The organism is Pseudomonas sp. 910_21 (assembly GCF_052850735.1).
Genome location: NZ_VXCY01000008.1, coordinates 44,503 through 57,074 on the forward strand (window position 1 = coordinate 44,503; position 12,572 = coordinate 57,074).

The 12,572-nt window shown below is 61.7% G+C and carries 10 protein-coding genes, 6 tRNA genes and 1 pseudogene; 11 read left to right on the top strand and 6 right to left on the bottom strand.

All coding sequences use genetic code 11. The annotated features are described in order from the left end of the window. Positions 1 to 36: 36 nt before the first annotated feature. On the bottom strand, positions 37 to 1,041 hold the full coding sequence (locus FW796_RS23620; protein WP_346631922.1) for an NADP-dependent oxidoreductase: 1,005 nt from the start codon (positions 1,039 to 1,041) through the stop codon (positions 37 to 39). Positions 1,042 to 1,278: 237 nt separating this feature from the next. On the opposite strand from FW796_RS23620, the gene FW796_RS23625 reads away from it, so the two are divergent. From FW796_RS23625 to FW796_RS23635, 3 genes and pseudogenes are all read left to right on the top strand, one after another. Further along, positions 1,279 to 2,040 carry an SDR family oxidoreductase gene (locus tag FW796_RS23625; protein WP_346631921.1) on the top strand — a complete coding sequence of 254 codons (762 nt, stop codon included), beginning with the start codon at positions 1,279 to 1,281 and terminating at the stop codon, positions 2,038 to 2,040. 1,082 nt (positions 2,041 to 3,122) lie between these two features. Further along, a pseudogene (locus FW796_RS23630) lies at positions 3,123 to 3,347 on the top strand (HAMP domain-containing protein); the annotation flags it as partial. After that, on the top strand, positions 3,345 to 4,208 hold the full coding sequence (locus FW796_RS23635) for a methyl-accepting chemotaxis protein (protein ID WP_371826160.1): 864 nt from the start codon (positions 3,345 to 3,347) through the stop codon (positions 4,206 to 4,208). The pseudogene FW796_RS23630 and the gene FW796_RS23635, both read left to right, overlap by 3 nt. Positions 4,209 to 4,277: 69 nt before the next feature. Here FW796_RS23635 and FW796_RS23640 read toward each other — a convergent pair whose 3' ends face one another. Beyond that, complete coding sequence (locus FW796_RS23640) at positions 4,278 to 5,048, bottom strand: hypothetical protein (RefSeq protein WP_346631919.1); 771 nt, start codon at positions 5,046 to 5,048, stop codon at positions 4,278 to 4,280. A gap of 367 nt (positions 5,049 to 5,415) precedes the next feature. Between FW796_RS23640 and FW796_RS23645 the strand changes: the two genes are divergently transcribed. From FW796_RS23645 to FW796_RS23670, 6 genes are all read left to right on the top strand, one after another. After that, positions 5,416 to 5,491, top strand: a tRNA-Glu gene (locus FW796_RS23645). Positions 5,492 to 5,493: 2 nt separating this feature from the next. Next, a tRNA-Gly gene (locus FW796_RS23650) sits at positions 5,494 to 5,569 on the top strand. 104 nt (positions 5,570 to 5,673) lie between these two features. Then, positions 5,674 to 5,749, top strand: a tRNA-Glu gene (locus tag FW796_RS23655). Positions 5,750 to 5,752: 3 nt separating this feature from the next. Continuing rightward, positions 5,753 to 5,828 (top strand) — tRNA-Gly (locus FW796_RS23660). A gap of 104 nt (positions 5,829 to 5,932) precedes the next feature. Beyond that, positions 5,933 to 6,008: transfer RNA gene (locus tag FW796_RS23665), tRNA-Glu, on the top strand. 3 nt (positions 6,009 to 6,011) lie between these two features. Continuing rightward, positions 6,012 to 6,087 (top strand) — tRNA-Gly (locus FW796_RS23670). A 124-nt stretch (positions 6,088 to 6,211) separates the two neighbouring features. Here the strand turns inward: FW796_RS23670 and FW796_RS23675 are convergent. Both FW796_RS23675 and FW796_RS23680 read right to left on the bottom strand, forming a co-directional pair. Beyond that, the gene (locus tag FW796_RS23675) at positions 6,212 to 6,844 is read right to left on the bottom strand and encodes a LysE family translocator (RefSeq protein ID WP_346631918.1); all 633 of its coding nucleotides are present in this window, start codon (positions 6,842 to 6,844) and stop codon (positions 6,212 to 6,214) included. 42 nt (positions 6,845 to 6,886) lie between these two features. After that, a complete protein-coding gene (locus FW796_RS23680) occupies positions 6,887 to 7,513 on the bottom strand; it encodes an alanyl-tRNA editing protein (protein ID WP_446440149.1) in 627 nt (208 codons plus the stop codon). 89 nt (positions 7,514 to 7,602) lie between these two features. On the opposite strand from FW796_RS23680, the gene FW796_RS23685 reads away from it, so the two are divergent. Next, complete coding sequence (locus FW796_RS23685; protein WP_446440150.1) at positions 7,603 to 8,556, top strand: LysR substrate-binding domain-containing protein; 954 nt, start codon at positions 7,603 to 7,605, stop codon at positions 8,554 to 8,556. A gap of 157 nt (positions 8,557 to 8,713) precedes the next feature. Here FW796_RS23685 and FW796_RS23690 read toward each other — a convergent pair whose 3' ends face one another. Both FW796_RS23690 and FW796_RS23695 read right to left on the bottom strand, forming a co-directional pair. Next, a complete protein-coding gene (locus tag FW796_RS23690) occupies positions 8,714 to 9,121 on the bottom strand; it encodes a PA2817 family protein (RefSeq protein WP_346631916.1) in 408 nt (135 codons plus the stop codon). Between the two features lie 85 nt (positions 9,122 to 9,206). Beyond that, on the bottom strand, positions 9,207 to 11,654 hold the full coding sequence (locus tag FW796_RS23695; RefSeq protein ID WP_446440151.1) for an acyl-CoA dehydrogenase: 2,448 nt from the start codon (positions 11,652 to 11,654) through the stop codon (positions 9,207 to 9,209). 228 nt (positions 11,655 to 11,882) lie between these two features. Here FW796_RS23695 and FW796_RS23700 point away from each other — a divergent pair, with 228 nt between their 5' ends. Continuing rightward, a complete protein-coding gene (locus FW796_RS23700) occupies positions 11,883 to 12,542 on the top strand; it encodes a transglutaminase-like domain-containing protein (protein WP_346631914.1) in 660 nt (219 codons plus the stop codon). Positions 12,543 to 12,572 lie beyond the last annotated feature (30 nt).

The window sequence follows — 12,572 nt, forward strand, 5'->3', positions numbered from 1 at the left end:
CATGCTGCGGTTCACCGGCAAGTCGGCTCCAGCAGGTTAGACCTTCAGTACCAGCTTGCCGAAGTTCTCACCGCTGAACAGCTTGGTCAGCGTTTCCGGAAAGGTCTCCAGGCCTTCGACAATATCCTCCTTGCTCTTGAGTTGCCCCTTGGCCATCCAGCCGGCCATTTCCTGTCCGGCGGCGGCGAACTGCGAGGCATAGTCCATCACCACGAACCCCTCCATGCGCGCACGGTTGACCAGTAGCGACAGGTAGTTGGCCGGGCCTTTGACCGCTTCTTTGTTGTTGTACTGGCTGATGGCGCCACAGATCACCACCCGGGCCTTGAGGTTCAGGCGGCTGAGCACCGCATCGAGAATGTCGCCTCCGACGTTGTCGAAATACACATCGACGCCTTTGGGGCACTCACGCTTGAGCCCGGCGTGCACGTCTTCGCTCTTGTAGTCGATGGCGCCGTCGAAGCCCAGTTCGTCGATGAGGAACTTGCACTTGTCCTGGCCGCCGGCAATGCCCACCACCCGGCAGCCTTTGATCTTGGCGATCTGCCCGGCGATGCTGCCCACCGCGCCTGCCGCACCGGACAGCACCACGGTTTCACCGGCCTTGGGCGCGCCGACATCCAGCAGTGCGAAATAGGCGGTCATGCCGGTCATGCCCAGGGCGGACAGGTAGCGCGGCAGAGGGGCCAGCTTGGGGTCGACCTTATAGAAGCCGCGGGGCTCGCCCAGGAAATAGTCCTGCACACCCAGGGCCCCATTGACGTAATCGCCGACTGCGAATCCCGGATTGTTCGAGGCAATCACCTGGCCCACCCCAAGGGCGCGCATGACCTCGCCAATTCCCACCGGCGGGATATAGGACTTGCCTTCATTCATCCAGCCGCGCATCGCCGGGTCCAGGGACAGGTATTCGTTCTTCACCAGAATCTGCCCCGGTGCCGGTTCGCCGACGGCAACCTGCTGGTAGGTAAAGGTCTCGCGGGTGGCCGCCCCGACGGGACGTTTGGCGAGCAGGAACTGGCGATTGGTCAGGGTGGTCATGGCAGGCACTCAAGGGGTGAATGAAGCTCTAGTTGATAGACCCTCAAGGACGTTGCCGCAAGGTTTGCCAGTCCAGCGAATGGGGGGCAATCCAGTGTGGTGATGTAGAAGGGGGTGCTTTCATCACCGGGATGCATAAGACCTCAACCGGCCTTTTGATAGTGCTGACGTGACCATGGCCGGCTGTGGCTAGATTGGATTGGGTAGCTGACCCGTACTTGATCGAGGATCTGAGCAATGAGCATGACGTTTTCCGGCCAGGTGGCCCTGGTGACCGGCGCGGCCAACGGTATCGGCCGGGCGACTGCCCAGGCGTTCGCCGCAGAAGGTTTGAAGGTGGTGGTGGCGGATCTGGATGTGCTCGGAGGCGAAGAGACGGTGGCGCTTATCCAGGCGGCTGGAGGCGAGGCGCTGTTCGTGTCTTGCAACGTCACCCAGGAGGCGGATGTGCAGAACCTCATGGCCCGGACAGTCGAGGCTTATGGCCGTCTGGACTATGCCTTCAACAATGCCGGGATCGAGATCGAGAAGGGGCGCTTGGCGGAAGGCTCCCTGGATGAGTTCGACGCCATCATGGGGGTCAACGTCAAAGGGGTCTGGTTGTGCATGAAATACCAGTTGCCACTGCTGCTTGCCCAGGGCGGCGGCGCGATCGTCAATACCGCTTCGGTGGCCGGTCTGGGTGCAGCTCCGAAGATGAGCATCTACGCGGCGTCCAAGCATGCAGTGATCGGCCTGACCAAGTCAGCGGCCATTGAGTACGCCAAAAAGAAGATTCGGGTGAATGCCGTCTGCCCGGCGGTGATCGACACCGACATGTTCCGCCGTGCCTATGAGTCTGACCCGAAGAAGGCCGAATTTGCCGCGGCGATGCACCCGGTGGGGCGTATTGGCAAGGTCGAGGAGATCGCCAGTGCGGTGCTCTATCTGTGCAGTGATGGCGCCGCCTTCACCACCGGACACGCCTTGACCGTCGACGGCGGCGCCACGGCCATCTGAGTGCAGGCTCGGGCCTTGGCGCAACAGCCCGCCGGGCCCCGATGGAATCGACCTTCAGTGTCCTGAAAACGACCTCGGCGTAGCTTTTTGCCATTATTCCGACGTCAGAGACTTGTGCGCCGGTACACGCCGTTGCGACCCTTCGCAAAGACAAAATGGCCCTATTGCCATTGGGGATTGGAAGGGGACTGCGCACCATGACTTCGGCCGCGAGTGGACGTTTTGCCAACCTGGGCATGGCAAAGAAACTGGGAATCGGTTTTGCCCTGGTGTTGCTATTGACGGCCCTGGTGGCCGGTATCGGCGTTTGGTCCCTGCAAACCATCAGCCAGCGTTTCGATGGCCTCAAGCAGATGTCCCAGCTCAACAGTGGCGTGCTCAAGGTGCGACTGCTGGAGCAGGACTATGCCTTGCACGGCGATAGCAAGACGGTGGACAGCCTGCATGAAAGCCTGGATGCACTGTTGCTCCTGGCCCAGCAGCTCAAGGGGCAGTCGTCCGCCAATCAGGCGGTGATGGGGGAGGTCGAGCTGGCGCTGGCGGACTATCGCAAGGCCTTCGATGAATTCGTCGAGCTCACCCAGGCCAAGGACCTGGCCCTGGAAATGGCCAGCTGGTCGGTGTCCAGTGTGGCCAACAACCTCGATGTGCTACAGGCCGGGCTGGCAGATGACGGCGCCTATACGCTCAAGGATTCCCAGGGCAAGGAGGGCGCGGAGTTCATCGAGCAGGCCAACCAGATCAGCCAGGTCTCGCGCCTGATGCTGCAAGCCATGAACGAAGCCCGGGTGCGCCTGGACCAGAATCGCAAGGGTGATGAGCAGGGCGGTGCCGAGCAGGGCAAGATCGAACAGGCCGAACAGGCCCAGGCCCAAGCCGAACAGTTGAAGGCCGCGGTCAAGGACGCGGGCTACCAGACGGTGCTCAACGAGGTCGCTGGGCATATCGGCAACTTCAGCGAAAAGCTCAACGAATACACCGGCCTGTTGGCCCAGGAGAAACAGGTCTATCAGACGTTGCATGAGCGCGCCGCCCAGGTGATGGCGCGGGTCGATCAGGCCTATGCCGCTGAAGATCTGTCGATGCAGGGGGAGCTGGAGAAAAACACCCTGCTGATCATCGGCTCTTCGGCCCTGGCGCTGCTGGTGGGGCTGCTGGCGGCCTTGAGCATCACTCGCCTGATCGTTCGTCCGCTACGCAGTGTGATGCATGTGGCCCAGCAGATCGCTGCGGGGGACCTGAGCACCACGGTGGCGGTGACCCGGCGTGACGAGATCGGCCAGCTGATGCAGGCGATGCAGCAGATGGGCAGTGGCCTGAGCGGTATCGTCAGTGGTCTGCAGGCCGGGATCGAGCAACTGGCCAGTTCGGCCCAGTCACTGTCCTCGGTGACCGAGCAGACCAACCTTGAAGTCAGTACCCAGAAGGAAGAAACCGAACAGGTGGCCACCGCCATGAACCAGATGACCGCCACGGTGCATGATGTGGCGCGTAATGCCGAGCAAGCGGCCCAGGCCGCCCAGGCGGCGGATGACAAGGTGGAGAGTGGCCAGCAGGTCGTGCGCCAGAGCATGCAGCGGATCGAGCAGTTGGCGGATTCCGCGACCCGTGCCAGCAGCGGCATCGAGAGCCTGAGCGCAGAGATCGACAACATCGGCAGCGTGCTGGATGTCATCAAGAGCGTTGCCGAGCAGACCAACCTGCTGGCCCTCAATGCTGCCATCGAGGCGGCAAGGGCGGGGGAGCAGGGCAGGGGCTTTGCGGTGGTAGCCGATGAAGTACGAGCCCTGGCCAAACGTACCCAACAGTCCACCGAGGAGATTGCGCGCCTGGTGACTGCACTGCATGCAGCTGCCGACTCTTCAGTGCAGCAGATCCAGAGCAGCGGTGAGCTGGTGAAGCTGGCGGTCAGCGATGCCCTGCAGACTGAAAGTGCCTTGGGCAGTATTGCTGCGGCGGTGTCGTTGATTCAGCAGATGAACCAGCAGATTGCCGCGGCCGCTGAGCAACAGAGTTCGGTGGCTGAAGAGATCAATCGCAGCGTCACCAGCATTCGTGCCAGTGCCGACCAATCTTCCCTGGCCATGCAAGGCAACGCAGCATCGAGCATTGAGCTGGCGCAGTTGGGCGTCGAGTTGAAGGGGATGGTGGGGCATTTCCGCTTGTAGCGGCGAGGAGGGCGCTGTTGCAGCGAACCCCTGCCTGGCGCCGAATGTGCCAGGCAGGGGTTTTTCATATCAGTCGTAGATGGCTTTCTTCTTCCAGTCGGCGTCGGCTTCCACGGTCTTCAGGCCTTGGGTCAGCTCGTTGTCCTCGTCTGGCGCCGGCTCCAGGGTCGACAGCACCATGGAGTTGGCGCGGGCCAGGAGCTTATCCAGGTATTCCAACTGCTCCTTGTAGACCGCCGGGTCCGGTTGCTTGCGCAGGTATTGCACGCCGCGCTCAAAGGCCAGGCGGGCCTGGCCTGGCTGGTTCTGTTGCAGGGCGTATTGCCCCAGGTTGTTGAAGAACTCGATATGCAGCAGCACCAGGATGTGGCGGATCTCCTTGATCCAGCGCTTGGCTTCATTGGGTTGCAGGAAGCCGTCGTGGGCGGCACGGGTTACCTGGCCGTGCATGGCCTCCAGCAGGAAGCGTACATCCTTGGCTTTGGCCTCGGTCTGGATGGGCGATGGCGGATTGTTCACCGGAATCGATTCGCCCTGACCCACCAAGGTATTGAGTTCGGCCTGGCGCGCCTTGAGAGCGGTGTCCGTCTTGTCGAGGTTGAGCATGCGCTGCACAACATTGAGTTCCAGGCGTGTCAGCAGCAGCTTGAGGGCCGGTGACATGAACTGGCCAGGGAAGGTTTCGGTGATCTCGCCGCAGCGCCGCAGGCGATCATTGAGTTCGACTTTGGTGCGGGCCTTTTCCAGTTTGTTGTTTTCCACCACATGGTTCATGTAGCCAATGGCGATCAATAGTGCGATCCCGGCTATTACCAGCAGGGTGATCATGAGTGGTGTCACCGTTAAAACCTCGTTATAGGATTCGCGTGCGAGTGTAGTGGCTTGGCATTTAGACGCATAGCGCCGCTCGACGAGCCGGGCATGAGTTGTGCTGCTTATATAGGTATAGAACCGCCAGGGTCATCCCTAGGTTCAAATTGCCATCACCGGCTGCGGAGGACTATAACGTCTTGTCGAGTGCCAGAATATAGGCGTCAAAGCGCGGACGGCAGAAAAGCCCCAAGTGGGCCTAAAACTACTCCGAAGTCATTGATTTAAATAAAATTATATCTGGGGGTTGACGGCCTCCCAAAGCATCCATAGAATGCGCGCCACTTTCAACGGAAAGCAAATAGCAAAACGTTGAAGGAAGTGAATGCTGTAGCGTGTCCCCTTCGTCTAGTGGCCTAGGACACCGCCCTTTCACGGCGGTAACAGGGGTTCGAGTCCCCTAGGGGACGCCAATGCGGGAATAGCTCAGTTGGTAGAGCACGACCTTGCCAAGGTCGGGGTCGCGAGTTCGAGTCTCGTTTCCCGCTCCAATTTTAAACGGCACTGCTTTCGGGCGGGGTCGAGTGAAACCAGAACCAAGTCTTCGGATGCGGATCTGGACACCGAAACACACACCATGTGTTCCGGGTAGCGTGTCCCCTTCGTCTAGTGGCCTAGGACACCGCCCTTTCACGGCGGTAACAGGGGTTCGAGTCCCCTAGGGGACGCCATTTGCGGGAATAGCTCAGTTGGTAGAGCACGACCTTGCCAAGGTCGGGGTCGCGAGTTCGAGTCTCGTTTCCCGCTCCAATTTTAAACGGCACTGCTTTCGGGCAGGGTCGAGTGAAACCAGAACCAAGTCTTCGGATACGGATCTGGACACCGAAACACACACCATGTGTTCCGGGTAGCGTGTCCCCTTCGTCTAGTGGCCTAGGACACCGCCCTTTCACGGCGGTAACAGGGGTTCGAGTCCCCTAGGGGACGCCATTTGCGGGAATAGCTCAGTTGGTAGAGCACGACCTTGCCAAGGTCGGGGTCGCGAGTTCGAGTCTCGTTTCCCGCTCCAATTTCACAAAAACGCCGCTCATTGAGCGGCGTTTTTGTTTGTCTGCGATTCAACGCTTCGTCCTGCCATGGATAAAAAAAGGCCCGCCAGTCAGACGACTGTGCGGGCCTTTGTCGTGGGTCGCTTACAGCGACAGCAGCAGGCGTCCGGCGAACAGCAGCAGGATCAGCCCCATGCAGCGCTCGAACCAGTGGCCCAGACGCATGAACAGCAGGCGGACCCGGGCGCTGGAAAAGAACAGCGCGACAATGACGAACCACAGGGCGTTCACCAGGCACATCCAGGCGCCATATAGCGCCTGAATGCTCAATGGCGTGGTGGCACTGACCAGGGTGGTGAAGATCGCCAGGAAGAACAGGGTCGCCTTGGGGTTGGTGGCGTTGGTCAGGAAGCCGGTGATAAAGGCCCGCAGCAACGTCTGCTGCGGCTCGTCCGGCGCGGTGTCGCCTGGGATGCCGGTCTTGGCCTTGCTGCGCAACAGGCTGACGCCCAGGTACAGAATGTAGGCAGCGCCCAGCAGCTTGGCGGCGCTCAGCAGCCAGGGCGTAGCGTGCATCAGTGCACCGACCCCGAGCAGGGTGTAGAGCACATGCACCGAAATACCGGCGCCGATTCCCAGGGCGGTACAGACACCAGTCATTCGGCCAAAGCGCACGCTCTGGCGGATGGTGACGGCAAAGTCCGGGCCTGGGGCGACCACGGCAAGAAAGTGAACGACGGCCAGGGCAAGAAATTCCCCAAGATAATTGGACAGCATGCGGACTCCGCAAGGCAGGAAGGTGGGTAAAGACGTGGGGGCTCAGTCGAGGCTGTAGCTGACCGAAAGGGTGCCTTTTTTCTCTGCGACCGAGTCGATGATCACCCGTCCCAGCTCTTTCAGGCGCTGGACATGAGTGCCGCCGCAACCGTAGGCGGGCAACTGGCCGAAGCTGATCTGGCGCGATCCGGCGGCCAGGGAGATGTGCCGGGGGAAATCCTCGCTGATCCATTGTGCGAGGGCGTTCTGCACCCTGGCGCAGTCGATTTCTCCTGGCTGTTCGCCGGGCTTGAACGACACCCGCCCCTCGTCCGGCCAGTGATGAGCCTTGACCGGTATCCAGCCCTGGCTTTGCACGAAGTGGCCAATCAAGTGCCCGGCGGAATGCATGCGGCTGTTGAACAGGCGCTGCTCTTCATCGACGCGAGCTTCATGGCTTCCCGGCATCAGCGGCTGGGTCAGGTAATGCACGATCTGCTCGCCTTCCTGGGTGACCCGCAGCACGCGGGCCTCGCCAATAAAACCGGTATCGCTGGGTTGGCCGCCACCCTGGGGATGAAAGGGCGTGGCGTGAAGGGTCGCAGCGAACAGGTCATCTCGGGGCACGCAGGTCAGCAGTTCTACCGGGGCAGTCAGCAGGTCATGTTCGTAGTACAGGCGAAGCGTCATTTCTCAAACCCTGGAACCAAGTGTTTTTTTATTATGAGGCTTGAGCAATTGCGTGATAATCCATTCAAAACTCAATGGACTATTGCGTCATGAGCATAAATCTCCCCCTGCCTTTACTGGCAGAAATGGCTATCTTCGTCAGGGTCGTTGAAACCGGCAGCTTTTCCGAAGCGGCGCGTCAGATGGGCTCCTCGCCGTCGGCGGTGAGCCGCAGCATCTCGCGGCTGGAGAAGGCCCTGGCCACGCGTCTGCTGCAACGCACCACCCGCAAGTTGCGCTTGAGCGATGGCGGCGAAGAGGTTTTCAAGCGCTGCAGCGAGATGGTCAGTGCGGCCCGTTCGGTCATGGAGATCAGCGGTCAGTTCACCCACGAGGCCGAGGGCGTGGTGCGGGTCAGTGTGCCCAAGGCGGTGGGGCGGTTCGTGGTGCATCCCCATATGCCGGAGTTTCTTCGGCGCTACCCGAAGGTGGATGTCGAACTGCTGCATGAAGACAGGGATATCGACCTGATTGAAGACAATGTCGACCTGGCGATCCGCATCACCGACCGCCCGCCGCCAGGATTGATTGGCCGTCAGTTGTTGCGCATTGATCACCTGCTGTGTGCCACCCCGCAGTATCTGGCGGAACAGGGCACGCCGTTGCACCCCCAGGACCTGCGCCAGCACAGTTGCATCTATCTTGGCGAAACCCCCAGCGATGCGCGGTGGAAATTTACCCAGGGCGGCAAGGCGGTGACTGTCGGCGTGCGCGGGCGTTATGCCGCTAACCATACAGGGGTGCGTCTGGATGCAGTGCTCCAGCACCTGGGCATTGGCAGCCTGCCGTATTTCACCGCGCGTCACGCTCTGGAACAGGGACTGATTGTCCAGGTGCTGCCGGAGTGGACCTTTCTTGCGTCCTACCACGGCGGTGCCTGGCTCCTGCATTCGCCGACCCGTTACCTGCCGCCCAAGCTGCGGGTCTTTATCGATTATCTGGTGGAGTGCTTGGCCAGGGAGCCGACCCTGAACCGCCCCGGCAAAGGAGAACGCATCTTGTAGGCGCTGGCTTGCCAGCGAAGGTGTCTCTGAGGGCGATGCAAGACCCAAGGGCCTCTTCGCCGGCAAGCCGGCTCCTACGAGGACGACGCGCTAAGGCGGGAACAAAAAAGGCCCGCCGGAAAAACCGGGCGGGCCTTGGCTGCGCGAGGCGCGGCGATCAGTGCTTGCTGTCCTGGGCGGAGAGCGCCAGCAGCTGTTTTTCCTGGTTCCAGTCGAAGGGCTCGTCGTTCTGCTCGGCTTCGAAGCGACGCTCTTCCAGGGTCTGGTACAGGTCGATTTCTTCATCGGGCATGTAGTGCAGGCAGTCACCGGCGAAGAACCACAGCAGGTCGCGAGGCACCAGATGAGCGATCTGCGGATAGCGCTGCATGATCTGGCACAGCAGGTCCTGGCCCAGGTACTGGCTTTCGATCGGGTCGATCGGCAGCGAGGCGCGCAGTTCATCGAAGCGCTCCAGGAACAGCGCGTGGCTTTCTTCGGGAACCTGTTCGGCTTCTCCCACCGCCACCAGAATGCTGCGCAGGTGGTCCAGGAGGACGAGATGATCGGCGACGACGTTGGACATGACAGGGTCCTCAAGAGCAAAACGGGCGCGGGAGTATATAGCCCCCGCGCCCGGTTTCATAATCGACCTGTCCCGAGGGACCCGCTTAGCGGGTCTTGCCCTCGCTCAAGGTCAGTTCTTCCTTGGCGAAATCATCCACGTCGATGACTTTGCGTCGCGCCGCTTCGGCGTCCCGCAGGCTCTGGGCTTCGGCCGCTTGCAGCACGCCCGCCTCCAGGGCTGCATCGATGGGCGACTCGCCCGCAGCCGGTTTGACCTGGCCGCTTTTCAGTGCTTCGTGGAGTTTTTTCTGCAGTGGATGAGCTGCACTCAGCAGGTTGCAGGCGTGTTGCAGGGCGCCTACCGGATCGTCCGTGGATTGCGGGCGATAGCAGCCGGCGAGCACCGCTTCCAGGGCCGGGTCGCCCTGGGCGCGGCCAATGATCGCCGCCACTTCGGCATCCAGGCGGTCCGACGGCCCGGTATGGCGACGGCCGAAGGGGAACACCAATATCCGTAGCAGGCAGCCGAACACTCGGCTGGGGAAGTTGCTGAGCAACTCGTCCAGGGCGCGTTCGGAGTGGCCAAGGCTTTCTTCCAGGGCCCAGGCCAGCAGGGGCCGCAGGTACTCCGGTGAATCCAGATCGTGATAGCGCTTGAGGGCTGCCGAGGCCAGGTACAGGTGGCTGAGCACGTCGCCCAGGCGCGCCGACAGACGCTCGCGGCGCTTGAGCTCGCCCCCCAGGAGCATCATGGACACGTCGGCCAGCAGGGCGAAGGCCGCAGCCTGGCGGTTCAGGGCGCGGAAGTAGCCTTGGCTGAGCTTGTCTCCCGGGGCCTGTTCGAAGTGGCCCAGGCCCAGGTTCAGCACCAGGGTGCTGGCGGCGTTGCTTACGGCAAAACCAATGTGCTGGAGCAGCAGGGCATCGAATTCCTTCAGTGCCTGGTCATGGTCCTCGCGCCCGGCCAGGGCCATTTCCTTGAGCACGAAGGGGTGGCAGCGGATTGCCCCCTGGCCAAAGATCATCAGGTTGCGCGAGAGGATATTGGCGCCTTCCACGGTGATGAAGATCGGCGCGCCCTGCCAACTGCGGCCCAGGTAGTTGTTGGGGCCCATGATGATGCCCTTGCCACCGTGCACGTCCATGGCGTGGCTGATGCACTCGCGTCCGCGCTCGGTGAGGTGGTACTTGAGGATCGCCGACAGCACCGAGGGTTTCTCTCCCAGGTCCACGGCGTTGGCGGTCAGCATGCGCGCGCTGTCCATCAGCCAGGCATTGCCGCCGAGGCGGGCCAGGGCTTCCTGAATCCCCTCGAAGGCGCTGAGGGGCACATTGAACTGCTCCCGTACCTGGGCGTACTGGCCGGTCACCAGGCTGGTGAACTTGGCGGCGCCGGTGCCCACCGCTGGCAGTGAGATGGAACGGCCCACCGACAGGCAGTTCATCAGCATCATCCAGCCCTTGCCGAGCATTTCCTGACCGCCAATGAGGAAGTCCAGGGGGATGAACACGTCCTTTCCGGAATTGGGGCCGTTCATGAAGGCGGCGCCCAGAGGCAAGTGACGACGGCCGATGTCGACCCCCGGGGTGTCGGTGGGAATCAGCGCCAGGCTGATGCCCAGATCTTCCTCGTCCCCCAGCAGGTGATCCGGGTCGTGGGCCTTGAAAGCCAGCCCCAGCAGGGTGGCTACCGGGCCCAGGGTGATGTAGCGCTTTTCCCAGTTCAGGCGCAGGCCGAGGGTTTCCTCGCCTTGCCATTGGCCTTTGCAGATGATGCCGGTATCCGGCATGGCCCCGGCGTCGGAGCCCGCCAGCGGGCCGGTGAGGGCGAAGCAGGGGATGTCGTCGCCACGAGCCAGGCGTGGCAGGTAGTGGTTGCGTTGCTCGTCGGTGCCGTAATGCAGCAGCAGTTCCGCAGGGCCCAGGGAGTTGGGGACCATGACCGTGGAGGCCAGGTCGCCGCTGCGGGTCGCCAGCTTCATCGCCACCTGAGAGTGGGCGTAGGCGGAAAAGCCCTTGCCGCCGTACTCCTTGGGAATGATCAGGGCAAAGAAGCCATGTTCCTTGATATGGGTCCAGGCCGCGGGCGGCAGGTCCATATGCTGGCCAATCTGCCAGTCACTGACCATGGCGCAGAGTTCTTCGGTGGGGCCGTCGATAAAGGCTTGTTCTTCATCGGTCAGCTGGGCCTTGGGATAGGCCAGCAAGGTGTTCCAATCCGGGCGGCCGCTGAAAAGTTCGCCGTCCCACCACACGGTACCGGCGTCGATGGCGTCGCGTTCGGTTTGCGACATCGGTGGCAGTACTTTCTGGAACCAAGTGAACAGCCGTGCGCTGAAGTACTTGCGTCGCAGGTCCGGCAGCAGCAAAGGCGCGGCAACGGCCGCCAGCACTACCCAGAAAACCAGCAACAGCCAGCCGGGTGCTCGGCTGAAGGCGCCCATGGCCAGCAGGAAAACGGCCACTGCGCCCAGGGCGGGCAGAGGGGCGGTGCGGCGGTGCGCCAGATAGGCCACCCCAACCAGCAGAACCAGTATCCACAACAACAGCATATTCAATCCTCCATGAAACCAGGGGCCAAATCACCTTCAGAGCTTAGTCGGCCTCCGACAAAGCGGGTGATCGGGGCGGTGCGGGTACAGCAGTGGACTTTGCCGTCGAGCCAGGGTTTGCAAACCCGGCCCGGTTGGATCGAGCCGACCCTAACCTTTGGCCGAAACGTCGTTATCGCTGGGGCGGACGCCTCGATAGACTCCAGGCTTCGCTCGGAGGTTTTGCCCATGCACGAGTACCTGCGTCCCAGCCGCTTCATCGATAGTGACCACCCTGCCGTGGTGGAGTTCGCCGAATCTCATCGCGGTGCCAGTGGTGATCCGCGACAGCAGGCGGTGAGCCTGTACTACGCAGTGCGTGAGGCCGTGCGCTACAACTTCTACGCCTTCAGTCGCGATCCCGAGACCTTGCGGGGCAGCCATGCCCTGGCCAGCGGCGAAAGCTATTGCGTGCCCAAGGCCACTTTGCTGGCCGGCTGCGCCCGTCATTGCGGGATTCCTGCACGTATCGGTCTGGCGGATGTGCGCAATCATCTGTCGACGCCCCGTCTGCTTGAGTTGCTGCGCAGCGATGTGTTCGCCATGCACGGCTACACCGAGCTGTATCTGCACGGACGCTGGGTCAAGGCGACGCCAGCGTTCAATCAGAGCCTGTGCGAGCTGTTCGATGTGGCGCCGCTGGATTTTGACGGTGTGCAGGACAGCGTTTTCCACCCCTTCAACCGCCAGGGCGACCAGTCCATGGAATACCTGGTGGACCACGGGCGCTTCGCCGATGTACCGCAGAGCCTGTTCTTTGCTCACCTGGAAAAGTGCTATCCCCATCTGTTCAATGAGCAGAGCCCTGTGGCGCTGGGGGACATGCACGGCGATTTGAGTCGCGGCTGATCAGGCGTAGACTGCCCCGGCATTCATTAC